Annotated in this window: 23 protein-coding genes; 15 read left to right on the top strand and 8 right to left on the bottom strand. The window is 64.3% G+C overall.

What is annotated here, in order from left to right; translation table 11 throughout:
* Positions 1 to 21 precede the first annotated feature (21 nt).
* The 5 genes from HNO52_RS20125 to HNO52_RS20105 all read left to right on the top strand — a co-directional run bounded on the left by HNO52_RS20125 (position 22) and on the right by HNO52_RS20105 (position 5447).
* Positions 22 to 1044 (top strand): amino acid ABC transporter substrate-binding protein, encoded by a 1023-nt coding sequence (locus tag HNO52_RS20125; RefSeq protein ID WP_197566928.1) that lies wholly within the window; start codon positions 22 to 24, stop codon positions 1042 to 1044.
* A gap of 176 nt (positions 1045 to 1220) precedes the next feature.
* Entirely contained in the window at positions 1221 to 2249 is a 1029-nt protein-coding gene (locus tag HNO52_RS20120; RefSeq protein ID WP_197566927.1) for an amino acid ABC transporter substrate-binding protein, read from the top strand.
* A 116-nt stretch (positions 2250 to 2365) separates the two neighbouring features.
* Complete coding sequence (locus HNO52_RS20115) at positions 2366 to 3556, top strand: amino acid ABC transporter permease (protein ID WP_197566926.1); 1191 nt, start codon at positions 2366 to 2368, stop codon at positions 3554 to 3556.
* A 10-nt stretch (positions 3557 to 3566) separates the two neighbouring features.
* Positions 3567 to 4667: an amino acid ABC transporter permease gene (locus tag HNO52_RS20110; protein ID WP_197566925.1), complete on the top strand. Its 1101-nt coding sequence runs from the start codon at positions 3567 to 3569 to the stop codon at positions 4665 to 4667.
* A 51-nt stretch (positions 4668 to 4718) separates the two neighbouring features.
* Complete coding sequence (locus tag HNO52_RS20105; RefSeq protein WP_197569321.1) at positions 4719 to 5447, top strand: amino acid ABC transporter ATP-binding protein; 729 nt, start codon at positions 4719 to 4721, stop codon at positions 5445 to 5447.
* Positions 5448 to 5592: 145 nt separating this feature from the next.
* Here the strand turns inward: HNO52_RS20105 and HNO52_RS20100 are convergent, their stop codons facing one another.
* Positions 5593 to 6021 (bottom strand): hypothetical protein, encoded by a 429-nt coding sequence (locus HNO52_RS20100; protein ID WP_197566924.1) that lies wholly within the window; start codon positions 6019 to 6021, stop codon positions 5593 to 5595.
* 113 nt (positions 6022 to 6134) lie between these two features.
* Positions 6135 to 6725, bottom strand: coding sequence for a histidine phosphatase family protein (locus tag HNO52_RS20095; protein ID WP_197566923.1), 591 nt, complete (start codon positions 6723 to 6725; stop codon positions 6135 to 6137).
* A 159-nt stretch (positions 6726 to 6884) separates the two neighbouring features.
* Between HNO52_RS20095 and phnD the strand changes: the two genes are divergently transcribed.
* From phnD to HNO52_RS20065, 6 genes are all read left to right on the top strand, one after another.
* Positions 6885 to 7898 (top strand): phosphate/phosphite/phosphonate ABC transporter substrate-binding protein, encoded by a 1014-nt coding sequence (gene phnD / locus HNO52_RS20090; RefSeq protein ID WP_197566922.1) that lies wholly within the window; start codon positions 6885 to 6887, stop codon positions 7896 to 7898.
* Between the two features lie 59 nt (positions 7899 to 7957).
* Positions 7958 to 8764: a phosphonate ABC transporter ATP-binding protein gene (gene phnC, locus HNO52_RS20085; protein WP_197566921.1), complete on the top strand. Its 807-nt coding sequence runs from the start codon at positions 7958 to 7960 to the stop codon at positions 8762 to 8764.
* The gene (phnE, locus tag HNO52_RS20080; RefSeq protein WP_197566920.1) at positions 8751 to 9560 is read left to right on the top strand and encodes a phosphonate ABC transporter, permease protein PhnE; all 810 of its coding nucleotides are present in this window, start codon (positions 8751 to 8753) and stop codon (positions 9558 to 9560) included. Before phnC ends, phnE (HNO52_RS20080) begins: the two co-directional genes overlap by 14 nt.
* The gene (gene phnE / locus HNO52_RS20075) at positions 9554 to 10363 is read left to right on the top strand and encodes a phosphonate ABC transporter, permease protein PhnE (protein WP_197566919.1); all 810 of its coding nucleotides are present in this window, start codon (positions 9554 to 9556) and stop codon (positions 10361 to 10363) included. The genes phnE (HNO52_RS20080) and phnE (HNO52_RS20075) overlap by 7 nt, the downstream gene beginning before the upstream one ends.
* Before the next feature lie 95 nt (positions 10364 to 10458).
* Positions 10459 to 10887 carry a host attachment protein gene (locus HNO52_RS20070; RefSeq protein WP_197566918.1) on the top strand — a complete coding sequence of 143 codons (429 nt, stop codon included), beginning with the start codon at positions 10459 to 10461 and terminating at the stop codon, positions 10885 to 10887.
* Positions 10888 to 11010: 123 nt separating this feature from the next.
* On the top strand, positions 11011 to 13080 hold the full coding sequence (locus HNO52_RS20065; protein WP_197566917.1) for a methyl-accepting chemotaxis protein: 2070 nt from the start codon (positions 11011 to 11013) through the stop codon (positions 13078 to 13080).
* A 10-nt stretch (positions 13081 to 13090) separates the two neighbouring features.
* Here HNO52_RS20065 and HNO52_RS20060 read toward each other — a convergent pair whose 3' ends face one another.
* Entirely contained in the window at positions 13091 to 14017 is a 927-nt protein-coding gene (locus tag HNO52_RS20060) for a LysR family transcriptional regulator (RefSeq protein WP_197566916.1), read from the bottom strand.
* A 146-nt stretch (positions 14018 to 14163) separates the two neighbouring features.
* On the opposite strand from HNO52_RS20060, the gene HNO52_RS20055 reads away from it, so the two are divergent.
* The gene (locus HNO52_RS20055; RefSeq protein ID WP_197566915.1) at positions 14164 to 14940 is read left to right on the top strand and encodes a ferredoxin--NADP reductase; all 777 of its coding nucleotides are present in this window, start codon (positions 14164 to 14166) and stop codon (positions 14938 to 14940) included.
* Between the two features lie 105 nt (positions 14941 to 15045).
* Here the strand turns inward: HNO52_RS20055 and glnK are convergent, their stop codons facing one another.
* The 3 genes from glnK to HNO52_RS20040 form a co-directional block, all read right to left on the bottom strand.
* Complete coding sequence (gene glnK / locus HNO52_RS20050) at positions 15046 to 15384, bottom strand: P-II family nitrogen regulator (RefSeq protein ID WP_086509163.1); 339 nt, start codon at positions 15382 to 15384, stop codon at positions 15046 to 15048.
* A gap of 134 nt (positions 15385 to 15518) precedes the next feature.
* Positions 15519 to 16844 (bottom strand): ammonium transporter AmtB, encoded by a 1326-nt coding sequence (locus tag HNO52_RS20045; protein ID WP_197566914.1) that lies wholly within the window; start codon positions 16842 to 16844, stop codon positions 15519 to 15521.
* Between the two features lie 37 nt (positions 16845 to 16881).
* Positions 16882 to 17220 carry a P-II family nitrogen regulator gene (locus HNO52_RS20040; protein ID WP_163559241.1) on the bottom strand — a complete coding sequence of 113 codons (339 nt, stop codon included), beginning with the start codon at positions 17218 to 17220 and terminating at the stop codon, positions 16882 to 16884.
* 291 nt (positions 17221 to 17511) lie between these two features.
* Between HNO52_RS20040 and HNO52_RS20035 the strand changes: the two genes are divergently transcribed.
* From HNO52_RS20035 to HNO52_RS20025, 3 genes are all read left to right on the top strand, one after another.
* A complete protein-coding gene (locus tag HNO52_RS20035; protein WP_197566913.1) occupies positions 17512 to 17841 on the top strand; it encodes an accessory factor UbiK family protein in 330 nt (109 codons plus the stop codon).
* Between the two features lie 75 nt (positions 17842 to 17916).
* Entirely contained in the window at positions 17917 to 19422 is a 1506-nt protein-coding gene (locus tag HNO52_RS20030) for a YifB family Mg chelatase-like AAA ATPase (protein WP_197566912.1), read from the top strand.
* Between the two features lie 133 nt (positions 19423 to 19555).
* On the top strand, positions 19556 to 20596 hold the full coding sequence (locus HNO52_RS20025; protein WP_197566911.1) for a sodium:calcium antiporter: 1041 nt from the start codon (positions 19556 to 19558) through the stop codon (positions 20594 to 20596).
* Between the two features lie 30 nt (positions 20597 to 20626).
* Here HNO52_RS20025 and HNO52_RS20020 read toward each other — a convergent pair whose 3' ends face one another.
* Together HNO52_RS20020 and HNO52_RS20015 are read right to left on the bottom strand one after the other, a co-directional pair.
* Positions 20627 to 21106 carry a hypothetical protein gene (locus HNO52_RS20020; RefSeq protein WP_197566910.1) on the bottom strand — a complete coding sequence of 160 codons (480 nt, stop codon included), beginning with the start codon at positions 21104 to 21106 and terminating at the stop codon, positions 20627 to 20629.
* Positions 21100 to 22083, bottom strand: a complete 984-nt coding sequence (locus HNO52_RS20015) for an alpha/beta hydrolase (protein ID WP_197566909.1) — start codon at positions 22081 to 22083, stop codon at positions 21100 to 21102. The genes HNO52_RS20020 and HNO52_RS20015 overlap by 7 nt, the downstream gene beginning before the upstream one ends.
* Between the last annotated feature and the right edge of the window lie 80 nt (positions 22084 to 22163).

Below are 22163 nucleotides of genomic sequence, written 5' to 3'. Positions count from 1 at the left end.
CAACAATAACGAGGGAACGACATGACCCAACATGGCAGGTTGGCTTGGCTGGCATCGTCGGTGCTGATGCTTGGCGGCATCGGCTTGGCCCAGGCGGCCACGCTCGACGATGTTCGCGAGCAGGACCAAGTGCGCTGTGGCGTCAATGCTGCCCAGCCGGGCTTCTCGGCGCTGGACGACGAAGATGACTATCGAGGCCTGGATACCGACGTCTGCCGGGCCATCGCCGCCGCGGTGCTGGGTGACGCCGAAAAGGTGCACTTCGTGCCGCTGAACTCGGTGGAACGGTTCACGGCCCTGCAGTCGAGCGAAGTGGACGTGCTCTCGCGTACCACGACCTGGACCTCGAGCCGGGATACGACGCTGGGCGTCAACTTTACCGGCGTCAGCTACTACGATGGCCAGGCCTTCCTGGTGGCCAGCGATCTGGGTGTTGAGAGCGCCACGGAGCTCGATGGGGCTGCAGTGTGTACCCAGTCCGGCACTACCAGCGAACTCAACTTGGCCGACTACTTCCGCGCCAACGGCATGGAGTACGAGCCGGTGGTGTTTGACTCACCGGAGCAGTCGATAGCAGGTTTCGAGGCAGGGCGCTGCGATGTGCTCAGCTCCGATGCTTCCCAGCTCTACGCTCAGCGTATGCAGCTTGCCGACCCTGACAGCGCCATGGTGCTGCCCGAAGTCATCTCCAAGGAACCGCTGGGGCCGGCCGTACGGCAGGGCGACGACCAGTGGTTCAACATCGTCAAGTGGTCGCTGTTCGCCATGCTCAATGCCGAGGAGTTGGGCATCACTCAGGCCAACGTCGACGAGATGCTCGAATCCGACAACCCCGACATCGCTCGCCTGCTGGGCCGCGATGGCAACTACGGCGAGGGCATGGGGCTCACCGTGGACTGGGCTTACCGGATCGTCAAGCAGGTGGGCAACTACGGTGAGATGTTCGAGCGCAATGTGGGTGCCGGCTCCGGTTTCAATATTGAGCGCGGCCAGAATGCCCTGTGGACCGAGGGCGGGCTGCATTATGCGCCGCCGGTGCGCTGAGGCATGCCCGGTTGCACCAAAGCGGGGCGGCGGTTCAGGCTGGATCGCCTCCGGCACGACCGTTGAATAAGAGTTTTGCCTGCACTATCCCTGCCTTGGAACAAACCTTGCTAAGGTGCTGGCACATGCTCCGGCATGCATCGTCCAAAAGACAATAGACCTACGAGGGATCTTTCATGCGCGACAACAAGAACAAGTGGGTGCTGCTCACTTCCGCAGCGGCACTGGCTTTGGGAACCGCCGCCGTGGCCTCCGCCGACACACTGGAGAACACTCGCGAGCGCGGCGCCGTGCAGTGCGGCGTTAGCGATGGCCTGCCGGGCTTCTCGGCACCGAACGACCAGGGCGAGTGGCAGGGTCTCGACGTGGATGTCTGCCGCGCCGTGGCGGCGGCGGTGTTCGGCGATTCCGAAGCGGTGCGCTACATCTCGCTGAACGCCGTCGAGCGCTTCACCGCTCTGCAGTCGGGCGAAGTCGACGTTCTCTCGCGCAACACCACCTGGACGACCACCCGTGACACCACCTTGGGTCTGAACTTCACCGGTGTGACCTTCTACGACGGTATCGGCTTCATGATCCACAAGGACCTGGGAGTTTCCAGCGCCAAGGAGCTCGACGGTGCGGCGATCTGCGTCCAGTCCGGTACCACCACCGAGCTCAACGTGGCCGACTATTTCCGCGCCAACGACATGCAGTTCGACCCCATCGTCTTCGACACTTCCGAGCAGACCGTGGGCGGCTACGAGGCCGGCCGCTGTGACGTGCTGACCTCCGACTCCTCGCAGTTGGCAGCGCTGCGCATCCAGCTCTCCGATCCAAGTCAGTCGGTCATCCTGCCCGAGATCATCTCCAAGGAGCCGCTGGGCCCGGTCGTTCGCCAGGGCGACGACCAGTGGTTCAACGTCGTCAAGTGGTCGCTGTTCGCCATGCTCAACGCTGAAGAAATGGGCATCACAAGCGAGAATGTCGACGAGATGCTCGAGTCCGAAAACCCCGACGTCGCCCGTCTGCTAGGCCGCGATGGCAACTACGGCGAGGCGATGGGCCTGGACGCCAACTGGGCCTACAACATCATCAGCCAGGTAGGCAATTACGGCGAGATCTACGACCGCAACGTGGGCATGGACTCTCCGCTCGAAATCGAACGCGGCATTAACGCGCTGTGGACCGAAGGCGGCATCCACTACGCACCGCCGATTCGCTGATCGTACCGCCCGGGGCATCGTCGCGATGCCCCGATCCTCGTACTGCCACCGGCCCGAATACCTCCCGGGCCGGATGGCTGATACCTGCTTGACGGATCCAGGCGGAGAGTTCCTTCATGTCCGTTCGACCCAAGGCCCAGTCTGTGGGCCCAAAACCGCCATTCTGGCGCGACCGCGCCAAGCGTGCGCTGATCTTTCAGTTCTTGTTGGTCGCCGCGGTCGTGTTCTTCCTGCTCTACATCGTGGGCAATACCCAGGACAACCTCGCTGCCCGCGGCATTACCACCGGCTTCGGTTTCCTGACCAACACTGCCGGCTTCGGCATCGTTCAGAGCCTGATCGACTACTCGTCGCAAAGCACCTATGGCCGTACCTTCGTGGTGGGCCTGCTCAACACCCTGGTGGTGTCCGCGCTGGGGATCCTGGCGGCCACCGTGATCGGCTTCACCGTCGGCATCGCCCGGCTTTCGCCCAACTGGCTGATCGCCCGGCTGGCCAACGGCTATATCGAAATCTTCCGCAACATCCCGCTGCTGCTGCAGATCTTCTTCTGGTACTTCGCCGTGCTGCGCGCCATGCCCAGTCCACGCGACAGCCTGACGCTGGGCGAAGCGGTCTACCTCAACGTACGCGGCCTGTTTCTGCCCGAGCCGCTGTTCGAGTCGGGGTTCGGCCTGATCCCGCTGGCTATCGGGGTTGCCGTAGTGGCCAGCATCGCCCTGGTGATCTGGAACAAGCGCCGCCACGAGGCAACCGGCAAGCGTCTGCCGGCAGGCTGGATTTCGCTGGGCATGATCGTCGGCCTGCCGCTACTGGTGCTGGTCGTGACCGGCGTGCCGGTAACCTGGGAACTGCCGGAGCTGCGTGGTTTCAACTTCCGCGGCGGGGTCACCATCATCCCCGAGTTCCTGGCCCTGTGGCTGGCGCTCTCCATCTATACGGCCTCGTTCATTGCCGAGATCGTGCGTTCGGGCATCCAGGCCATTCCCCACGGCCAGACCGAAGCGGCCCAGGCGCTCAGCCTGCCGCGCAATCTGGTGCTGCGCCTGGTGGTGCTGCCCCAGGCCCTGCGCGTGATCATTCCGCCGTTGACCAGCCAGTACCTCAACCTGATCAAGAACTCCTCGCTGGCCACGGCCATCGGCTATCCGGACCTGGTTTCGGTGTTTGCCGGCACGACCCTCAACCAGACGGGGCAGGCGATCGAAGTCATTGCCATGACCATGGCGGTCTACCTGACCATCAGCCTGCTGGTGTCGATGTTCATGAACTGGTTCAACGCCCGCGTGGCGCTGGTGGAACGCTAGGAGAGGCGCCATGACGATTCAACACAAGATGATCGAGGCGCGTCCGGCGCCCAAGAGCACCGTGGGGCCAATGGCTTGGTTGCGTGCCAACCTGTTCAGCGGTCCGGTGAACAGCTTTTTCACCCTGCTGGGCCTCTACCTGCTCTACCAGCTACTGACGCCAACGATCCAGTGGGCTTTCATCAATGCAGACTGGATCGGCACCACCCGTGACGACTGTTCACGCGAGGGGGCCTGCTGGGTGTTCGTCAGTGCCCGTTTCACCCAGTTCATCTACGGACTCTATCCTCGCGAAGAGATCTGGCGGGTCGATGTGACGTTCATCACCTTCGCTGCCCTGATCGCTTGGCTGGCGATTCCGCGACTGCCATTCAAGCGCTGGGTGGCGTTGGCGGTGCTGGTGGCGTTCCCCATATTCGCCTACTTCATGCTCTATGGCGGCCATTTCGGTCTGCCGCTGGTGCCGACCCATCGCTGGGGCGGCCTGATGCTGACCCTGGTGCTGGCCGTGGTGGGCATGGTCGGTGCGCTGCCGATCGGTATCCTGCTGGCCCTGGGACGGCGCTCGCAGATGCCCATCGTCAAGAGCTTCTGCGTGGTGTTCATCGAGTTCTGGCGCGGCGTGCCGCTGATCACGGTGCTGTTCATGGCATCGGTGATGCTGCCGCTGTTCATGCCGGCCGGTGTGAGCGTCGACCGCCTGATCCGGGCTTTCATCGGCATCACCCTGTTCCAGAGCGCCTACATGGCCGAGGTGATCCGCGGCGGGCTGCAGGCCATTCCTCGTGGTCAGGAGGAGGCAGCGGCGGCGCTGGGCATGAGCTACTGGATGCGCATGGGCCTGATCGTGCTGCCCCAGGCGCTGAAGATGATGATCCCCGGTATCGTCAACACCTTCATCTCGCTGTTCAAGGACACCACCCTGGTCATGATCATTGGGCTTTTCGACCTGCTGGGCATCGTGCAGGCGGCATTGTCGGACTCCCGCTGGCTGGGCTTCTCCTTGGAGGGCTACGTGTTCGCCGCGTTCATGTTCTGGATCTTCTGTTTCAGCATGTCGCGCTACAGCCAGTACTTGGAAAGAAAACTGCATACCGGCCACAAGCGGTGAGGAACGAGAACAATGACTGAGCAAGCAACCCAGGCCGGCGCCGAGACCCGCATGGTCGAGATGCGCAGTGTCAACAAGTGGTACGGCGACTTCCACGTATTGCGCGACATCAACCTCGAAGTGAAGAGTGGCGAGCGGATCGTCATCTGCGGGCCCTCAGGCTCGGGCAAGTCGACGCTGATTCGATGCATCAATCACCTCGAGGAGCATCAGGCCGGCGAGATCGTGGTCGGTGGCGTTCCGCTGACCCAGGACGTCAAGCGTATCGAACAGATTCGCCGCAGCGTGGGCATGGTGTTCCAGCACTTCAACCTCTTCCCGCACCTCACGGTGCTGGAGAACTGCTGTCTGGCGCAGAAATGGGTGCAGAAGAAGCCGCGTCGCGAGGCGGAACGGCTCGCCATGCAGTACCTGGAGCGAGTCAAGATCGCCGAACAGGCCACCAAGTACCCGGGCCAGCTCTCCGGCGGTCAGCAGCAGCGCGTGGCGATTGCTCGCTCGCTGTGCATGCATCCCGATGTGATGCTCTTCGACGAACCCACCTCGGCTCTCGATCCGGAGATGATCAAGGAGGTGCTCGACGTCATGGTGGAGCTGGCGGAGGAGGGGATGACCATGCTCTGCGTGACCCACGAGATGGGCTTCGCCAAGACCGTGGCCGACCGTGTGATCTTCATGGATCAGGGCCAGATCATTGAGGAGAACGCGCCGGAGCCCTTCTTCAACGACCCGCAGTCCGAGCGCACTCAGCTCTTCCTCAGCCAGATCCTGGGCCACTGAGGGAGGCCGCCGCCGGGCCCGTGCCCGGCGGCGTATCGTCGATCGCTCAGCCGATCAGGTGCGCTATGCCGCCAAGCACACCGGACGCTGTGGTTCGGACATAGCGCAAATGCCTGGCGTATGGACTAAGCCGCCATGGAAGCGGCTAGACGCTTCCGTGGGGCTTGAGGGGCTCGGCGGGGCGGGTCACGCGAGCGTTGCCGAGCACGCTGGGTTCGGTTTCCACCGGGCGTGCCTCGCTGGTCCAGGCCGCCTGGTTGTCGTGCACGGCCGGGCGGCGCTCGAACGAGCGGGTGACCATGTCGCCGGGGGTAAAGCCGACCCGGTTGCCCACATGATGCGGAAGCAGGCAGAGCTCGACGAGCAGCCGCAAGCCCAAGGTCGCGGCCAGCCAGAGTGCGGCGCCCAGCGCCAGAGTGGGCCAGGCCTGGCCCCAGTCGAGGGTACTGAACCAGGGGCTGCGTGGCAGCAGCCACAGTGCGGCGCTTGCCAGCAGGCCGAGCTGCAGCACGAAATGGCTGAAGAGCAGGACGCCGCGGGACATCGGGCGGCGGGGAAACAGGAACTGTCGCATCGGGCTCCTCCCGTAGATGCATCGCACGACGATGAACTGGCCGACATCCCTGCCGGCGATTCGATGCTAACCCAGATTGCGATGAGCGTCAGCCGTTACCTTGGGCCACTCGCTCAGTCGAGCACAGTGATGCTGGCCGGAAGCAGCGCTTCGCGTCCGCGATGCTCCGTCAGCAGGCGACCCTCCAGGGCGGTCAGCATGATCTGCAGCGGATCGCCGTGGCTCACCAGCAGCACGGTTTCGTCACGCAGTGCGAGCTCCAGCGAGGCGATCACGCCCTGCATGCGGGCAGCCACGCTGGCCACGCTTTCGACGCCGTATTCGCGATGTTCGGGGTCGCGAGCGTCGTGCGCCCAGACGTTCTCGTAGTGGCTGTCGGCCAGGCCCTCGAAGTCACCGAAGTCGCGTTCACGCAAGCGCGGCTCGGGCTGCAGCTCGAGGCCGAAGTGAGCGGCCACTCGCTGGGCGGTTTCCGTGGTACGCAGGAAATCCGAATGCAAGATGCGGGTCGGTGCCGGCCAGTGCCAGCCGGCGAGCAGTGTTTCCAGCTGCGCTTCGCCCTGCTCGGAAAGACCGAAGTCCGCCAGACCCCGGGCAGGGGTACTGATGATCAGGCGTCGGGCATTGGCTTGGCTATGGCCATGTCGCATCAGCAGGTAACGGTTGCGGTAGCGGCCCGAGGCGGAGTGAAATCGGATTGACATCGTCTTGTCATACTACCTAGATTGTGGGTTAGTTTCGTTTGCGATCATGCAGGTTTTTTCGTGTTCGCTTTCGAGCAGGATGAGCGGTTTTTCTGGGTGTCCTCGCCCTCGCCATCCCTTAAAAACAACATAATGACAGTGATACAGAGAGACACGCCAATGACAATATCAAAGACGTTCGGTCGTACCTCCTTCGCCACCCTGGCCCTCTCCTCGCTGCTGCCGCTGGCCCTGGTGATGTCAGCGCAAGCCCAGGCCCAGGCCCAGGCCGACTGCCAGCGAGGCGATCTGGCGGACCTCTATTGTGACGAAGATGGCGATATGGTGGCCGATCGCCCCGACGACGAATCCGAATGGGTCAATCCCGATACGCTGATCTTCGCCTATACCCCGGTCGAGGATCCGGCTATCTACTCCGATATCTGGCAGCCCTTCATCGACCACCTGCAGGAGGTCACCGGTCGCGACGTTCGCTTCTTCGCCGTGCAGTCCAATTCGGCCCAGGTCGAGGCCATGCGCAGCGGTCGGCTGCACATCGCCGGCTTCTCCACCGGCCCGACGCCGTTTGCCGTCAACCTGGCCGGTGCGGTGCCCTTTGCCCTGATGGGCTCCGACGACGGTCAATTCGGCTATACCCTGCAGGTTTACACCCACGTCGACTCCGACATCGATGAGATGGAGGATCTCAAGGGCAAGCGTATCGCTCACACTTCGCCGACTTCCAACTCCGGCAACCAGGCGCCGCGTGCCCTGTTCCCCGAGATGGGCGTCGTGCCCGACGAGGATTACGAGGTGATCTACTCGGGCAGTCACGACCAATCGATGCTGGGCGTGGTCGCCCGCGACTACGACGCCGCTCCGGTGGCCTCGGAGGTGGTCGAGCGCATGGCCGCGCGAGGTCTCTACGACCCGGAGGAGGTGCGCCTGATCTTCGAGTCGGATCGTTTCCCCACCACTTCATACACCTATGCCCACAACCTGCATCCCGATCTGGTCGACAAGATCGAGGAGGCTTTCTTCAGCTTCGAATTTGCGGGTACCGAACTGGGCGAGGAGTTCGAGGGCGTCGAGAAATTCATCCCCATCAACTATCAGGAGCACTGGAAGGTCATCCGTACTATCCAGGATGCCAACGGGGTCGAGTACACCCCCGAGAACCTGGATCAGGAGTGAGCCTCGTTCCCCCGGCGAGGCCGGGGGAACGCTCTCCGTGTACTGGATGAGGGGATGGAATGCTGGAAATTTCGAAACTGGTCAAGCGCTACGGCCGTGATGCGCCGGTGCTGGAAGGGCTCGACCTGGCGGTAGAGGGCAGCAGTGTGGTGTCCATCGTCGGCGCCTCCGGGGCCGGCAAGAGCACCATGCTGCGCTGCATCAACCGCCTGGTGGAGCCTACTTCGGGTTCGATCAGGCTCAACGGCACCGAGCTGGTCAACCTCAGGGGGCGCGAGCTGCGCAGGGCCCGGCGCAAGATCGGCATGGTCTTTCAGGGCTTTAACCTGATCGACCGGCTGACGGTGATGGAGAACGTGCTGGCCGGCCGGCTCGGCTACGTCAATCTGTTCCAGGCGGTGACTCGACGCTATCCCCAGAGCGATATCGAGCGTGCCTTTCAACTGATGGAGCGGGTGGGCATCGCCCACTACGCCAACAAGCGCGCCGACGAACTCTCGGGCGGCGAACGCCAACGCGTCGGTGTGGTACGGGCCTTGATGCAGGAGCCCGAGATACTGCTGGCCGACGAGCCGACGGCATCGCTCGACCCGCGCACCTCCGAGCAGATCATGAAACTGTTGCAGAGCCTGGCCAGCGAACTCTCGCTGCCGGTCTTGATCAACATCCACAACGTCGCCCAGGCCAAGGCCTACACTGAGCGCATCGTTGGCCTGCGTCACGGGAAAATGATCTTCGATGGCCTGCCGGCCGACTTCGACAAGGAGGCGCTGGACGCCATCTACGGCGGCATCGAAGCGGCAGGTGACGAGATCACCGAGGAGCCCGGCCGCTCGACGCAAGGGGTGGCGCATGACTCGACCTGATCCGGGCGGCGTGCCGCACACCTGGCGCAAGCCACCCTTCATCGCTAACCCGGTGCTGCGCTACGGGCTGTGGCTGGTGGTGGTGGTTTATCTGATCTGGGCCTTCGGTTCGCTGCCGTTCAACTGGGAGCGAATCAGCGAGGGCCTGCCGCGGGCGGCGCGCATCTTCGGCGGCGGCTTTCCGCCCAGCTTCGAGCGCAGCGAGCTTCTGCTCACAGGTTTCAAGGAGAGCTTTCAGATTGCCATCCTGGCCACCCTGCTAGGCGTGGCGCTGTCGATTCCCTTCGCCGTGATGGCCGCCAGGAACGTCGCACCCAAGCCCATCTACGTGCTCGGGCGTGCGGTGATCATCGTCTCGCGCAGCTTTCATCCGGTGATCGTCGCCATCCTGTTCGTCGCCGCGGTGGGTTTCGGTCCTCTGGCGGGGATCCTCACACTGACGATCTACTCGATCGGCTTCGTCGGCAAGCTACTGGCGGAAGAGATCGAGGAGATCGACTGGGGCCAGGTCGAGGCGATGAAGGCCGCCGGGGCGGGCTACCTCGCCACCCTGGTCTACGCCGTGTTCCCGCAGATCCTGCCGCGTCAGGTGGGGCTCTCCATGTACCAGCTCGACAGCAACCTGCGAGCTTCGGCAGTAGTCGGCATCGTCGGCGCCGGAGGCATCGGCGGCACGCTGATGAATGCCTTCGGCCGCTACGACTACGATTTCGCCTTTGCCATCCTGCTCACGATCATCGCCGTGATCCTGATCAGTGAAGGCATCAGCGGCTGGGTGAGGAAGAAGATATGGTAGATCATGCCGGAGCCTTGGCCGACCGCGTGTGGCGGCGCTATGACCGCAAGCAGCGCCTGATCCGCTACGCCGTGCTGCTGATCACCCTGATGGTGGTCTACTGGGCGGTACGCGACATCGACATCTTCTGGCCTTGGGTATGGGACGCGCCCAACCAGATTTCGAGCCTCGGGGCGCGCATGTGGCCGCCCGATCCCTCGCGGCTGGCGGCGATCGTCAATGCGCTGCTCGAGACGGTGCATATCGCCACGCTGGCCACCGCGCTGACGATCTTCATTGCCCTGCCGGTCTCCTACATCGCCGCGCAGAATACCACTCCCAATCGCGCCTGCCTGTGGTTGGGGCGCTTCATCCTGGTCGCCAGCCGTTCGGTGAACACCATCATCTGGGCGCTGCTGTTCGTGGCGATCTTCGGCCCGGGGGTGCTGGCGGGCATACTCGCCATCATGTTTCGCTCGGTGGGTTTCATCGGCAAGTTGATGGGCGAAGCGATCGAAGAGATCGATCGCCGTCCGGTGGAGGCGATGGAGGCCACCGGCGCCTCCAAGGCCAAAGTGATTGCCTATGCCATCGTGCCCCAGGTCATGCCGGCCTTCTTCGCTATCGTCATCCTGCGCTGGGACATCAATATCCGCGAATCGACGGTGCTGGGCCTGGTCGGTGCAGGCGGCATCGGGGTGATCCTGCAAGGGGCCATCGATACCTTTGCCTGGCCCACCGTGGCCACCATCCTTATCGCCATCGTCGTGCTGGTCCTTATCGGCGAGGCGGTTACCGGTCTGCTGCGCAGCAAGGTGCTCTAGTCAGTTGACCCTGAGGGGTCTGGTTGCCATGTTGAGGAAAGAGAGTCCGCAACGGGATGGCGGACTTTTCCTTCAACCCGACTCAAGGAGAGGCTATGACAACGTATATCGTGGTGGCCGATGCGGCACGGGCGCGCGTATTCACGCGCGATGCGCTCAAGCTGGAGGAGAAGGAGAGCCTGGTGCACGCCGAAGGGCGGCTGCACGAGGGAGATTTGGTCACCGGTGCCACGGGCAGCGTCGACGAGTCGACCTCCCACACCCGGCGATCCAGTCGCGGCGACAGCGTGGCCCTGGATCATGAGGCGGAGATATTCGCCAAGCAGGTCGCCGAGCGCATCTACAAGGCTCGGGTCGACAACAGCATGGACAAGCTTATCCTGGTCGCCCCGCCACGCTTCCTGGGCGTGCTGCGCGACAAGCTCGACGGACCGAGCAGCAAGCTGATCATTCATACCTTGGACAAGGATCTGTCCAAGGCGCCGCTGAACGATATTCAGGAGGCCGTCAGCGATATGCGCTGACCACATTGCGTCTTTCATCTCAAACTTTCGTCTCAAGATAGGCGCGTTCTTGCCGATAGAGTGGCCATGGATGCGAAGTTTTCTTCGCTGCCAACTGCTTCCAACATCAGCGAGAACGCCCACATGCATCTCAGATCGATCCGCCAGTTCGTGGTCCTGCTGGCCGGCCCCTGCCTGTTGGCCGTGGTCGTGGCCTTGGTGGTCTACGGCCTGTTCTCCTCGGCGCGTACCCAACAGACCGTCGAGTCCCATACCCGCGAGCTGCTCGAGGGGGCCGTCGATGAACGCCTGGCGGTGCTGGCCACTGCCGAGGCCGGGCGTATCCAGCGCGAGCTCGAGCATGCGCTGACGCTGGCCACCCAACTGGCCGACACCAACGCATTGATGGGCCAGCAGGACGCCAGCGGCCGGCGCGCCCTCTCCCTGAGCCGGCGCGAGCTCTCCAACCTGGTGCGTCAGACGGTGGTCGAGAATCCTTCGCTGCTGGATGCCTTCATCGGCTGGCAGCCCGATGCCTTCGGGCGTGATGCCCTGTATGCCGAACTTGGCGAAAGCGAAGGCTACGATGGCAGCGGGCGCTTCATGCCCTGGTGGTATCGCACCGGGGATGGCGACGTCGAGGTGCTGCCGCTGGGCGAGACCATGGAGAGCACTACGCCACTCGCCAGCGGCGTACGCGAAGGCGAGTACTACCTCTGCCCCCGCGAGACGCTTGCCCCCTGCATCATCGACCCGGCGCCCTATGAGTATGGCGACGAGACGCTGCTGGTCACCTCGTTCAACGTGCCGATCCTGGTCGACGGCGAATTTCGCGGTGTCGCCGGGGTCGATCTGGCGCTCGATTTCATTCAGGAACTGCTGCTCGAGGCCAGCCAGTCACTCTATGGCGGCGCGGGTGAGATGGCGCTGATCGCGGGGCGGGGAGGCTTGGTGGCCCACACTGTCGATGACGGTCGGCTCGGTGCTGCGGCGAGCGAGGCGTTCGATGCCGAGGCGCTCGGCGCCATCGATCGGGCGCGAACGGAGAATACCAGCGTGAGCCAGGTGCGGGAGGGCATGCTGGAGCGCTACCAGCCATTCACCATCGGTGAGAGCGAGTCGCCCTGGACACTGCTGATCCGCCTGCCCGAGGAAGCCGTGATGGCCGAGTTGGCAGCGCTGCAGGAGGTGCTGGGTGAGCAGCGTCGCGCCGACACCCTGGGCATGGCGCTGGTCGGCCTGTTGCTGGCGGCCCTGGGGCTCGCGGCACTGTGGTGGGTCGGGACCCGGGTCTCGCGCCCGCTGCGCCTGCTGGCCGAGCGCATGAGCGAGATCGCCACCGGCAACGGTGACCTGACCCAGCGGCTGCCGGTGCGCGGGCGCGACGAGAGCGCTGCGCTTGCCACCCAGTTCAATGCCTTCGTCGACAAGATCCATGACGTGCTGCTCGACGTGCGCGACAGCAGCGAGTCGGTGCGCATGGCGGCCAGCGAGATCGCCAGCGGTGGAGAGGATCTCTCTCGGCGTACCGAGCAGGCTGCCGCCAGCCTGCAGCAGACCTCGGCCTCGATGGAGGAAATCTCATCCACCGTGGAGCACACCTCGGCCTCCTCGCGCGAGGCCAACGGCCTGTCGAAGTCGGCCGCCGAGGTGGCTCAGCGCTCGGGCGAGACGGTCGGTCAGGTGGTGGAGACCATGGACGAGATCAGCCGTTCGTCGGAGAAGATTGGAGAGATCGTCAAGGTCATCGACGGCATCGCCTTCCAGACCAACCTATTGGCGCTCAATGCCTCGGTCGAGGCGGCAAGAGCCGGCGAGCATGGACGCGGCTTCGCCGTGGTGGCCGGCGAGGTGCGTCAACTCGCCACCCGCAGCGCCGAAGCCTCGCGCGACATACGCGCGCTGATCGACGCCTCGACCCAGCGTGTCGCCACCGGCACCGAGCTGGTGGGCCGCGCCGGAGAGAGCATGGGCGAGCTGATGGCCAGCGTGAACCGGGTGGCCAACATGCTCGGTGAGATCAGCATGGCTGCCGGCGAGCAGAGCGACGGTATCGGCCAGGTCAGCGTGGCGGTAGCCGACCTCGACCGCATGACTCAGCAGAACGCGGCGTTGGTGGAGGAGTCGACCACCGCCGCCGAGCAGCTGAGCGAACAGGCGGACCGTCTGGCCCAAGTGGTGGGCGGCTTCAAGCTGAGCCAGCGCGACCGGTAACGGCGGGAGATCAGGATACCGGCGGCAGGTCGATTTCGTCGCTGCGCCTGATCCCTTCGGTCATCTGCCGGCACAGCCGCAGAAATTCGCGCATGCCGGTGGCCAGGTACTTGTGGCGGTGCCAGATGAAGGCGAACTGGCGGCTCAGGTCGAGTTCCGGCGTGGGAATCGGTACCAGGCTGCCGCGGCGGAAGGCATCACGCAACGCCAGCTTCGAGACGCAGCCGATGCCGAGCCCCGATTCCACCGCCCGCTTGATGCCTTCGGTGTGCTCCAGCTCCAGCAGGGTATTGAAGCGGCCGCGCCGATGCCGCGCGGCTTGCTCCAGAGTCAGGCGTGTGCCCGAGCCCTGCTCGCGCATGATCCAGGCTTCGCGCAGCAAGCGGTCGAGCTCCACCGATCCCTGCCCGGCCAGCGGATGGCGGGGTGAGCAGAACACCGACAGCTCGTCTTCCACCCAGGGCTGCGTGATGACGTCCTCCTCCTCGCAGTGCCCCTCGATGAGCCCCAGATCGAGCTCATGCTGGCGCACGCGATCGACAATATCCCGCGTATTGCGTACCGCCAGCCGTACCCGACTGCCCGGGTGTCGCTGCATGAAGTCACTGATCAGCAGGGTCGCCAGATAGTTGCCGATGGTCAGGGTCGCACCCACGTCGAGCGAGCCGATGCCCTGCTGGCCGTGCAGGATCTCCTCGATCTCCTCGGCGCGGTCGAGCAGCGCCACGGCCTTGGGCAGCAGCTGGAAGCCCAGGGCATTGAGCCGCAGCCGCTTGCCGACGCGGTCGAGCAGCTGGCAGTCGAACTGGCGCTCGAGTTCGGCCAGGGCAGTACTGGTGGCCGACTGTGACAGGGAGAGGGCGCGCGCGGCGCGCGAGACGCTCTCGTGCTGGGCGACGGCGACATAGACTTCGAGTTGGCGCAGGGTGAAATGCATGAAACGGCTCGGTATTGATCTATATCAGTAGTCTAGATAAAGGATATCCATACAATCCAATTAACAGATAAACCTTGCCCTCTTATAATGCAAGCAAATCAATTTTTCCTTCGTGTTATTCGATATTGGAATAGATAGGAGCCGGCATGAGCAAGTTCGCCCTGGAAGACGTTCTCAGCGTTCACCACTGGAACGACACCCTGTTCAGCTTTCGCACCACCCGCGAGCGCAGCCTGCGCTTCAAGAACGGTCAGTTCGTGATGATCGGCCTGGAAGTGAACGGCAAGCCGCTGATGCGTGCCTACTCCATCGCCAGCCCCAACTATGAGGATCACCTCGAGTTCTTCAGTATCAAGGTGCCCGACGGCCCGCTGACCTCACGCCTGCAGCACCTCAAGGTAGGCGACCAGATTATGGTCAGCCGCAAGCCTACCGGCACCCTGGTCACCGACGACCTGCTGCCGGGGCGCAATCTCTATTTCCTCTCCACTGGTACCGGCCTGGCGCCATTCATGAGCCTGATCCAGGACCCCGAAGTATACGAGCGCTACGAGAAGGTGATCTTGGTGCACGGCGTGCGCAGCGTCAGCGAACTGGCCTATGCCGACTTCATCCAGAAGGAGCTGCCGGCGCACGAGTACCTGGGCGACGATATTCGCGAGAAGCTGGTCTACTACCCCACCGTGACCCGTGAGGAGTTCCACACCATGGGGCGTCTCACCGACCATATCCGCAGCGGCAAGCTGTTCGAGGACACCGGCGTGGCGCCGATGGATCCCAAGCAGGACCGCGCCATGATCTGCGGCAGCCCGGCGATGCTCGACGAGACCAGCGCGCTGCTCGACGACTTGGGCTTCAATATCTCGCCGCGCATGGGTGATCCGGGCGACTACGTCATCGAGCGCGCCTTCGTCGAGAAGTAAGCCTTAAGTCGTAAGACTGAAGAAAAGACCCCGGGGCAGGCCTCGGGGGTTTTTGTATAAACTGTCTGGCTTCGAGCTTCGAGCTTCGAGCTTCGAGCTTCGAGCTTATACCGCATCCTTGCCGGTTTCACCGGTGCGGATGCGGATCACCTGCTCCAGCGGGGTGATGAAGATCTTGCCGTCGCCGATCTTGCCGGTATTCGCGACCTGGGTGATGGCGTCGATGACCTGCTCGACAAGGTCGTCGTCGATGGCGATCTCGACTTTCACCTTGGGCAGGAAGTCGACCACGTACTCGGCCCCGCGGTAGAGCTCGGTATGGCCCTTCTGACGGCCGAAGCCCTTCACCTCGGTAACGGTGATGCCCTGTACCCCGATTTCCGAAAGCGACTCGCGAACGTCGTCGAGCTTGAACGGCTTGATGATGGCGGTCACCAGTTTCATGGTCTGTTTCCTCATGGTCGGACGGGGTTCATGGTGAACCCGAGCGGGTACGGATCGTTGGCCTCAAGCATACACCGCCCTCGGCAGGAAGAAAAAAGGCTCCCCCGCGGGGAGCCTTGGCAAGTCGGTCGCACTCACTCGGCGTGCGGCTGGCCAACCGCTGCGCCGGTTGCATAGCCGCCAGACTGCGGCCGGCCGCCGCTGCCGCCATAGACTCTGGCGACGCTGAACTCGGGATAGGCTTCCATGCCGCACTCGGCCAGGTCGACCCCTTCGTACTCCTCCTCCTCGCTGACGCGAACGCCCATGATGGCCTTGATGACCAGCCACACGACCAGGCTGGCAGCGAAGACCCAGGCGAAGATGGCGATCGCTCCGACGATCTGGGGACCGAAGGTGGCGTCCCCGTTGGTGAGCGGCACCGCCAGCAGGCCCCAGACGCCGACCACGCCGTGCACCGAGATGGCGCCGACCGGATCGTCGATCTTGAGCTTGTCCAGAGTCACGATGGCAGCCACCACGATGATCCCGCCCACGGCACCGATCAGCGTGGCGCCCAGCGCGGAGGGTGTCAGCGGGCCGGCAGTGATGGCCACCAGTCCGGCCAGCGCGCCGTTCAGCGCCATGGTCAGGTCGGCCTTGCGGAACCACAGCTTGGCCAGGATCAGCGCAGCGATGACGCCACCCGCGGCGGCAGCATTGGTATTGACCAGCACCTGGGCCACGTTGTTGGCCGAAGCGACGTCGGAAAGCTTGAGCTCGGAGCCGCCGTTGAAGCCGAACCAGCCCATCCACAGGATGAAGGTACCGACGGTGGCCAGCGGCAGGTTGGCGCCGGGGATGGCGTGGATGCTGCCGTCCTTGCCGTACTTGCCCTTGCGCGGGCCAAGGACCAGCACACCGGCGAGGGCTGCGGCGGCGCCGGCCATGTGCACGATGCCGGAGCCGGCATAGTCGGAGAAGCCCAGCTCGGAGAGCCAGCCGCCGCCCCAGGTCCAGTAGCCTGATACCGGATAGATGACCCCGGTCATGACCACGGCGAAGGCGAGGAAGGCCCACAGTTTCATGCGCTCGGCCACGGCGCCGGAGACGATCGACATGGCGGTGGCGACGAACACTACCTGGAAGAAGAAGTCGGCGCGCATGGAGTAGTAGGGGGCATCGTCGCCGCCGGCGATGACGGCGTCGACGCCGTTTTCGCTGCCGATCAGCACGCCCAGGTTGGGCAAGATGCCGCCGGCATCGCTCGAATACATGATGGCGTAGCCCACCAGCAGGTACATGGTGCAGGCGATGGCGAACAGCGCGATATTCTTGGTCAGGATCTCGGCGGTGTTCTTGGCACGGACCAGGCCGGCCTCGAGCATCGAGAAGCCGGCGGCCATCCACATGACCAGCACGCCGCATATCAGGAAGTAGAAGGTGTCGAGCGCGTAGCTCAACTCGGCAAGTTCGTTCATGAGAGTTTCTCCATCGCTCTTGTAATGTTGGAAGCCGTTACACGGCGTCGGCGCCACGTTCGCCGGTACGGATGCGGATCACATCCTCCAGCGGAGTCACGAAGACCTTGCCGTCGCCAATCTTGCCGCTGTTGGCCGCACTGCAAATGGCATCGAGTACGGATTCCAGGCGCGAGTCGTCAACGGCGACTTCGACCTTCACCTTGGGCAGGAAGTCGACCACGTATTCGGCGCCACGATAGAGCTCGGTGTGACCTTTCTGGCGGCCGAAGCCTTTGACTTCGGTCACGGTGATGCCTTGGACGCCGTTGTCGGCCAGCGCCTCGCGGACGTCGTCGAGCTTGAACGGCTTGATGATGGCGGTGATGAGCTTCATCGCGTCTCTCCCTGCTGGAATAAAGGCGGCGAGGGTCGCCAGCCGGCTGTATGACGCGTCATGCGCAGACCGTGCCAGGCTCAGCTTTTGCATCTCATAAACAGTAGTTTGCAGCAATGTTCCTCTGTGCAATGCGCTCCAATGGCGCAATGGCTACCGCCGCCTTGCACCAGGCTGGTGCTTGGGCGCAGTGCAGGTGCGCCATGAGGGGGCGGGAGAAGGGCATGCGTCGATGCGGGGCCTTGCGTATGCTGTAGGGCAACATGTGCAGGCCAACAGGAGAAGCGCACCATGGCGAATCAGGATCCCATCAGCCGGCTGGCACAACAGCTGGGCGAACGCCTGCAGGGGGCAGCCCAGGCGCCGGAGGAATTCCAGAAGGGCGTGCAGCAGATCGTGCGCGGTACTTTCGACCGCCTCGAGCTGGTATCGCGCGAAGATTTCGACATCTTGATGGACGTGCTGCAGCGCACGCGAATTCGCGTCGAAGCCCTGGAGCAGCAGGTCGCGGCCCTGGAGACGGCGCTGGCGGCCCGCGAGACGCCGGTGACCCAGGCCACTCTCACGTCGCCCGAGGCCAACGACACGGATGAAACCGGGCCCGACGAGGCCCAGCGCTGAGCCAGCGTGGAGAGCCCGCTGCGGCATAGTGCTAGTATCTAGCCCTTACGCTAATGGACTGCGAGGGACTGCACGATGCTGGCGATCGTTGCCACACGGGCCGGCCTGGGGCTGGAAGCGCCCGAGGTACAGGTCGAGGTACACCTGGCCAATGGCCTGCCGGGGATGACGTTGGTGGGCCTGCCCGAGGCCGCCGTCAAGGAGAGCCGTGAGCGGGTGCGCAGCGCCCTCGTCAATGCCGGCTTCGATTTTCCCAATACGCGAAGAATCGTGCTCAACCTGGCGCCCGCCGACCTGCCCAAGGTCGGCGGGCGCTTCGATCTGCCCATTGCACTGGGCATCCTGATCGCCTCCGGCCAGCTTCCCGGCGAGGCCCTCGAAGAGATCGAGAGCGTCGGCGAGCTGGCGCTGGACGGTCGCCTGCGCCCCATCAACGGCGTGTTGCCGCTGGCCCTGGCGGCACGCCGGGCGGGGCGCAAGCTGATCGTGCCCAAGGAGAACGCCGACGAAGCGGCACTGGCCGGAGATCTTCAGGTACTACCGGCCGAGCACCTGCTCGACGTGATGGCGCACCTGCTGGGGCAGAAGCCGATCGCCGCGCATCGCCTCGAGGCGCCACCCGTCACCGATAACCGCGAGGGCGACCTGGCCGAGGTACGCGGCCAGCACCAGGCCCGCCGTGCGCTGGAGATCGCCGCGGCCGGTTCGCACAACCTGCTCTTCGCCGGCCCGCCCGGCACCGGCAAGACCATGCTGGCCAGCCGCCTGCCGGGTATCTTGCCGGAACTCACCGAGGAGGAGGCGCTGGAAGTGGCCGCCATCCGTTCGGTGTGCGGCCTGCCGCTGGCCGAACAGTGGGGGCGTCGGCCCTTCCGCGCGCCGCACCACACCGCCAGCGCCGTGGCCCTGGTCGGCGGCGGCTCCTGGCCGCGGCCTGGAGAGATCTCGCTGGCTCACCACGGCGTGCTGTTCCTCGACGAGCTGCCGGAATTCAGCCGCCACGTGCTCGAGGTGATGCGCGAGCCGATGGAGTCGGGGCGCATCCACATCGCTCGCGCCAATCATGAGCGCCGCTTCCCCGCCCGCTTTCAACTGGTAGCGGCAATGAACCCGTGCCCCTGCGGTCACTTGGGCGATCCGCGCCAGGCCTGCCAGTGCACCGCCGCGCAGATCCAGCGCTACCAGTCGCGGCTCTCGGGACCGCTACTCGATCGTATCGACCTGCAGATCGAAGTGCCGGCGCTGCCGCCGGAGCAGCTCACGTCTCGCGAAGTGGGCGAAAGCTCGGCGGAGGTGCGCGCCCGGGTCATGGCTGCCCGCGAGCGCCAGTATGCGCGCGGTGCGCTCAACGCCCACCTCGGCGGGCGCGAGCTGGAGGCCGCCTGTGCCCTGTCGACGGCCGACCGTGTCTGGCTGGCCGGCGTGCTAGAGCGCCTGCGCCTCTCGGCGCGCGCCTATCACCGGGTGCTGCGGGTGGCGCTGACGCTGGCCGACCTGGCCGCCAAACCGCATCCGGAGCGCGGCGAGCTGATGGAGGCGATTGGGTACCGCCAGCTCGATAGGCAGTTGCGCCAGGGTTGAGGGCATTCGCGGGAGGCGACTACGCTTAGAAGCGACTCGCCACGAGGATGGCGAGCCGCTTCGTCATCCAAGGCCAGGGAGGCCGTATGTGTAATTATCTCTCAATTCTTGCCCGCCGCCGCTGCGGTGTTGCATGTTCCTGAACCCGACAAGCCTGCCGCTGGCCATTGGGTTGTTCATTGCCATGACCGCCGTGATCGGCGTGGTGGGAACTCGGCTTGCGCGTGTCGTCGACGAACTTGCCGACCGGACCGGGCTGGGGGAAGCTATCGCCGGTGCGGTTCTGCTGGGCATGGTGACTTCATTGTCAGGCATCATGGTCTCGGTCAGCGCCGCCTGGGGAGGACGTCCCGAGCTCGCCATGAGCAATGCCTTGGGGGGCATTGCCGCCCAGACCCTGTTCCTGACCATTGCTGATATCTGCTACCGGCGCGCCAACCTCGAGCACGCCGCCGCCTCGCTGGGCAATATCATGCAGGGCGCGCTCCTGCTCTGCCTATTGGCCCTGATCATGGTGGGCCGATTCGCACCCGAGCTAACCCTGTGGCAGGTGCACCCCGTCACCCCGTTACTCTTCTTCGCTTATGTATTCGGCTTGCGCCTGGTGAGCCAGACCCAGAGCGATCCCATGTGGAATCCCGCCCGTACTTACGAGACGCGAGTCGACGAGCCTGAAGAGGACAACCTGAAGCGCTCGCTGGGTCGGTTGTTGGCCACATTTGCCATCTTCGGCGCGTTGATCGGCTTGGCCGGATGGCTGCTTGAACGCAGTGCCACGGTCATCGCCGAGGAATCTGGGATCAGCCAGGCGGCAGTAGGGATCTTGCTGACATCGGTGGCCACGTCGCTGCCAGAACTCGTCACCACCGTAGCAGCCGTACGCCGCGGTGCACTGACACTGGCCGTGAGTGGGATTATCGGTGGCAATGCTTTCGATACCCTGTTTGCCGCTGTTTCCGATGTCGCTTACCGTGATGGGTCCATCTACCATGCCATACCGGATTCAGTATCACTCTGGATCGCCCTGGCCTTGCTGATGAATACCGTCTTGATTGCCGGTCTGGTGCGGCGACAACGAGAGGGACCGGGGCGGATCGGGTTCGAAAGCGTAGCGATAATCGTCTGTTATCTGATCGGCATAGCGATAATGGTCGGCAGTGGTGGCAAGGCTTGATCATGGCGGTCGTGCGGCCAGGCCTTTCCGCTACAGTGCGGTGGCGTCGAAGGCCCCCTCGATCTTGGTCTGCCACAGCGCGCTGTCGGTATCCGAGCGATAGAGCGACAGGATGAGGCGATAGGGTAGCAGGTCGCGATCGGTCAACTGCAGGCGAGGCGCGGTGGCTTCCAGGCGGCTCTCCAGACGCCAGTGATGGTCGCCTCCCTCACCGCTCATGGCGGGACGCCAGTCGAGTACCTGGGGGCCCTCGCTTGCGCTCAGCAGCGCGCGAGTCAGGCTCTCCAGGAAGCTTTCGCTGCCGATCTCGAGGCTGTCATCCACTTGCGGTGATACCAGCAGCAGTACTTGGTCTTCGGGGGGCTGCAGGGCGTCCACGTCCAGCACTCTGGCGACGGCACGGTCGCTCAGGTTCTGCAGCGCGCGGCGAATGGGATCGGGCTCCGGGGGCTGGGTGGCGCATCCGGCGAGTAGCGCGCTCAGCACGAGCAGTGCGATAGGTCTCAGCATCGGAAGCGGCGCTCCTGGGTGGACAGCGCAAGGTCTCGTTCCAAATCGGCAACGAAAGCGTCCAGGCTGGCGAACAGCGCAGTGCGGATGGGCTCGGCCTCGTTGACCAGGTGATGACGCGCTTCCGGATGGCGCTGGATGCGGGCGTTGGGAAACTTGCGCTCCAGCACCGCCAGGTTCCACTCCCAGTCGACGGTGAGGTCCTGCTCCCCTTGCAGGATCAGGGTGGGCAGGTTGCAGGGGGGCAGGGCGAGCAATTGGGGCATCCACCGGCGCATGGCGCCGACCCAGTTGAGCGAGAGGTGGACCGGCTGTAGCGGGTCGCGTTCGCGCAGGAAGGCGGCGAAATCGGCGTCGGTGGAGTTGGCGCGGAACTTGCGCGGCACGCTCCCGACGAAAGGACCCACCAAGGTATGCAGCCATCCCGCCTGGGGCCAGCCGAAGGGGCGTACCAGGGGGGCGAGCAGGGCCAGGCCCGACCAGTGTCCTTCGCCGGGCCGGCTCAGGGCATCGGTGGCGAGGATGGCGGCACCGGTGCTTTGGCCGATGCCGAGCCAGGGCCGTGGGGCAAGGCCCGCGGCATCCAGTTGGCCCTGCAGGGCATGCAGGCATTCTCCGTAATGCGCAAAATCATCGATGCAGGCGCGCTTGCCGCTGGACAGCCCATGCCCCGGCAGGTCCCACAACACTACCCGCCACTGGCGTTCCAGCAGCCGCTCCAACAGATGGCGGTAGAGCCCGAGGTGATCGTAATAGCCATGCACTACGAATACCGTGCCGATCGGTGCCGCCGGGCTCCATACCTGGGTCCAGAGCTGATAGCGCTGTGCATCCACGTAGCCGACGTAGAGCCCGACGCGTTCGGTGAGCAGCGGGGCGAGGCCGTAGTGGGCCAGGTACCCGGCCAGCGAAGGATCTCCATCGGCCCGGAGGGGGGCGATCGGTCCCAAGGACTGCAGGGGGGTGAAGTCGGTCATGGCGTTCTCCAGCGGGTCAAGACATAGTCCCCTCGAATCCTTTCGTCTGCAGCGGCACGCAAGCGTGCAGCAAGTTTAAC

The organism is Halomonas sp. MCCC 1A13316 (genome assembly GCF_014931605.1).
GTDB lineage: Bacteria > Pseudomonadota > Gammaproteobacteria > Pseudomonadales > Halomonadaceae > Halomonas.
Note: the sequence above shows the minus strand (reverse complement) of the source record. Positions and strands in the feature narration are given on the sequence as shown.

Excerpts from the sequence above, each read along its gene's own strand:
- HNO52_RS20125 (WP_197566928.1), top strand. The coding sequence starts at position 22 with ATGACCCAACATGGCAGGTTGGCTTGGCTGGCATCGTCGGTGCTGATG.
- HNO52_RS20120 (WP_197566927.1), top strand. The coding sequence starts at position 1,221 with ATGCGCGACAACAAGAACAAGTGGGTGCTGCTCACTTCCGCAGCGGCA.
- HNO52_RS20115 (WP_197566926.1), top strand. The coding sequence starts at position 2,366 with ATGTCCGTTCGACCCAAGGCCCAGTCTGTGGGCCCAAAACCGCCATTC.
- HNO52_RS20110 (WP_197566925.1), top strand. The coding sequence starts at position 3,567 with ATGACGATTCAACACAAGATGATCGAGGCGCGTCCGGCGCCCAAGAGC.
- HNO52_RS20105 (WP_197569321.1), top strand. The coding sequence starts at position 4,719 with ATGGTCGAGATGCGCAGTGTCAACAAGTGGTACGGCGACTTCCACGTA.
- HNO52_RS20100 (WP_197566924.1), bottom strand. The coding sequence starts at position 6,021 with ATGCGACAGTTCCTGTTTCCCCGCCGCCCGATGTCCCGCGGCGTCCTG.
- HNO52_RS20095 (WP_197566923.1), bottom strand. The coding sequence starts at position 6,725 with ATGTCAATCCGATTTCACTCCGCCTCGGGCCGCTACCGCAACCGTTAC.
- phnD (WP_197566922.1), top strand. The coding sequence starts at position 6,885 with ATGACAATATCAAAGACGTTCGGTCGTACCTCCTTCGCCACCCTGGCC.
- phnC (WP_197566921.1), top strand. The coding sequence starts at position 7,958 with ATGCTGGAAATTTCGAAACTGGTCAAGCGCTACGGCCGTGATGCGCCG.
- phnE (WP_197566920.1), top strand. The coding sequence starts at position 8,751 with ATGACTCGACCTGATCCGGGCGGCGTGCCGCACACCTGGCGCAAGCCA.
- phnE (WP_197566919.1), top strand. The coding sequence starts at position 9,554 with ATGGTAGATCATGCCGGAGCCTTGGCCGACCGCGTGTGGCGGCGCTAT.
- HNO52_RS20070 (WP_197566918.1), top strand. The coding sequence starts at position 10,459 with ATGACAACGTATATCGTGGTGGCCGATGCGGCACGGGCGCGCGTATTC.
- HNO52_RS20065 (WP_197566917.1), top strand. The coding sequence starts at position 11,011 with ATGCATCTCAGATCGATCCGCCAGTTCGTGGTCCTGCTGGCCGGCCCC.
- HNO52_RS20060 (WP_197566916.1), bottom strand. The coding sequence starts at position 14,017 with ATGCATTTCACCCTGCGCCAACTCGAAGTCTATGTCGCCGTCGCCCAG.
- HNO52_RS20055 (WP_197566915.1), top strand. The coding sequence starts at position 14,164 with ATGAGCAAGTTCGCCCTGGAAGACGTTCTCAGCGTTCACCACTGGAAC.
- glnK (WP_086509163.1), bottom strand. The coding sequence starts at position 15,384 with ATGAAACTGGTGACCGCCATCATCAAGCCGTTCAAGCTCGACGACGTT.
- HNO52_RS20045 (WP_197566914.1), bottom strand. The coding sequence starts at position 16,844 with ATGAACGAACTTGCCGAGTTGAGCTACGCGCTCGACACCTTCTACTTC.
- HNO52_RS20040 (WP_163559241.1), bottom strand. The coding sequence starts at position 17,220 with ATGAAGCTCATCACCGCCATCATCAAGCCGTTCAAGCTCGACGACGTC.
- HNO52_RS20035 (WP_197566913.1), top strand. The coding sequence starts at position 17,512 with ATGGCGAATCAGGATCCCATCAGCCGGCTGGCACAACAGCTGGGCGAA.
- HNO52_RS20030 (WP_197566912.1), top strand. The coding sequence starts at position 17,917 with ATGCTGGCGATCGTTGCCACACGGGCCGGCCTGGGGCTGGAAGCGCCC.
- HNO52_RS20025 (WP_197566911.1), top strand. The coding sequence starts at position 19,556 with ATGTTCCTGAACCCGACAAGCCTGCCGCTGGCCATTGGGTTGTTCATT.
- HNO52_RS20020 (WP_197566910.1), bottom strand. The coding sequence starts at position 21,106 with ATGCTGAGACCTATCGCACTGCTCGTGCTGAGCGCGCTACTCGCCGGA.
- HNO52_RS20015 (WP_197566909.1), bottom strand. The coding sequence starts at position 22,083 with ATGACCGACTTCACCCCCCTGCAGTCCTTGGGACCGATCGCCCCCCTC.